Source organism: Streptomyces sp. NPDC055078, from assembly GCF_053607985.1.
This window is the reverse complement of record NZ_JBSGUP010000991.1, coordinates 1-2,047: the sequence shown is the minus strand read 5'-3', so window position 1 is coordinate 2,047 and position 2,047 is coordinate 1. Positions and strand designations below refer to the sequence as shown.

Sequence of the window (2,047 nt, the reverse complement as noted above, 5' to 3'; positions counted from 1 at the left end):
GCCCATGTGCCGCCCGGGTTCCAGGCATTTCATTTTTCGCTTCGGCGGAACTTTATCCATACGTAGCCGAATTCCTTGTGAGAGTCGTTGACAGGCCCTTGCGCGGGACACTAATTTTCCCGGTGCCGGATCGATCCGGCGCACCCTCTCGAAAAGGAGGTTGTCCTGTGCGAAGAGCACTCATCGCAGCCGGATGCACTACCGCGCTCTCGGCCCTCGTCCTCTCGTGTTCCGCCCCTGCGGCGACCAATGGTGAGGGGACGTCGAAAAAGGCCGGCCATCTCGCCTTCGCCGACACCGGATTCACCGGGAAGGGGCCGCTGACCGTTCAGCTCGACTACGACTCCGTGGAGCCCGAAGGGCTGGATCCGCAGTCGGCGGGCACCGCCCGCTCCTGGTCGATCGAATCGCTGGTCTACGAACCGCTCGTCACCATCGGGCACGACTTCTCCGTCAAGCCGATGCTGGCCTCCGCCTGGACCCGGCCGGACCCCACGACTTACGTCTTCACCCTGCGCAAGGGCGTGAAGTTCTCCAACGGGCGGGTGATGACACCCGACGACGTGGTCGGCAGCCTGCGGCGGCTGGTGAAGTCCTCGGCGCCGTACGCCCGCCAGCTCGGCCCGGTCACCTCGGTGACCGCCACCGGCCCGCACCGGGTGACCGTGAAGCTCGGCAAGCCGTACACACCCTTCCTCGCCGCGCTGGCCAACACCCCGGCCGCCGTCCTCCCCATGAAGGAACTGACGGACGGTTCACTGAACCTGAAGAGCGAGATGCTCGGCACGGGACCGTTCGTCATGAAGGAACACCGCCAGGACCGCAGCTGGGCCTTCGACCCCAACCCCGCGTATCGCGACGCCGGGCGACTGCGCATCAACCGGCTGAACGTGGAGATCGTGCCGCAGGAGGCGACCCGGCTGGCAGCCCTCCGCAACGGCAGCGCGGATTTCGTGTTCTTCAACAATGTCGACGCGCTCGACCAGCTCAGCGGAACGCGGAACGCGGAAGTGGTGAGCCAGCGCAACAGCGACTTCTTCTATCTGATCCAGAACTCGAAGAACAAGAATTCCGCACTGTCCCACCAGAAGGTCAGATTCGCGCTGAACAGCGCTATCGACCGGAAACAGATCGCCGACATCGCCTTCGGCGGCCGGACCCAGCCGACCGGGGTCACCCCCTCGGTCCTCCCCGGATCGTGCGACGTCAAGCTGCTCCCGGCCGCGAAGGCGGGCACCGGATCGGCGAAGGCCGCCGTCCGGGCGGCACTCGACGAGGCGGGCGTCAAGGATCTCAGACTCCGGCTCGCCGTCTACACATCGGAGCCGGCGCTGGGCCAGATCGCCCAGGTGATCCAGCAGCAGTACGCCAAGGCAGGGGTCACCGTGGAGATCCTCAAGTACGACGACACCACCCACAACGCCAAGGTGTTCGGACCGAAGCCGGACTTCGATCTGGCGATCGGCTGGTTCGCCGGCTACACGGACCCGGCGATGGTCCCCCGCTGGTGGAACCCGAAGGCGGCAGGCTTCCCCGCCGCGTTCCTCAACAACGACGAGAAGTTCAACACACTCCTGGAGACCGCCGCCTCGCAGCCGGCCGGCCGCGAACGCGCCGGCGTCCTGACCGAGATGTGCCGGAGCGTGGACACCGAGGCGGGGATGGTGCCGCTGGTCAGCCGGCCGACCGTGATCGGCTACCGCTCGGACAAGGTGAGCCCGACCCTGTACAGCGCGGAGGGGTACGGCAACATCCTGCGCAACATCGTCGACTTCACGCTCCCGGCGGCGAAGTAGCCCCGCGATGAGCGACTTTCCCGACGCCGTACGGCGCGACACACCGGACACCCCGGCCCGCCTCCCGGACAACCTCACCGACGCGGGCGCCGCCACCCTCACCGAGACCCCCGCAGGCGCGGGCGCCGACGTCTCCACCGGCACTCCGACGGACGGCGACGTCTCCACCGGCACTCCGACGGACGGCGACGTCTCCACCGGCACTCCGACGGACGGCGACGTCTCCACCGGCACTCCGACGGACGGCGACG

At 67.5% G+C, this 2,047-nt stretch carries 1 protein-coding gene and 1 pseudogene; both read left to right on the top strand.

Annotation, left to right across the window (positions count from 1 at the left end; translation table 11 throughout):
* Positions 1-167 precede the first annotated feature (167 nt).
* Complete coding sequence (locus tag ACWF94_RS39465; protein ID WP_453499952.1) at positions 168-1,796, top strand: ABC transporter substrate-binding protein; 1,629 nt, start codon at positions 168-170, stop codon at positions 1,794-1,796.
* Between the two features lie 7 nt (positions 1,797-1,803).
* A pseudogene (locus tag ACWF94_RS39460) lies at positions 1,804-2,047 on the top strand (hypothetical protein); the annotation flags it as partial.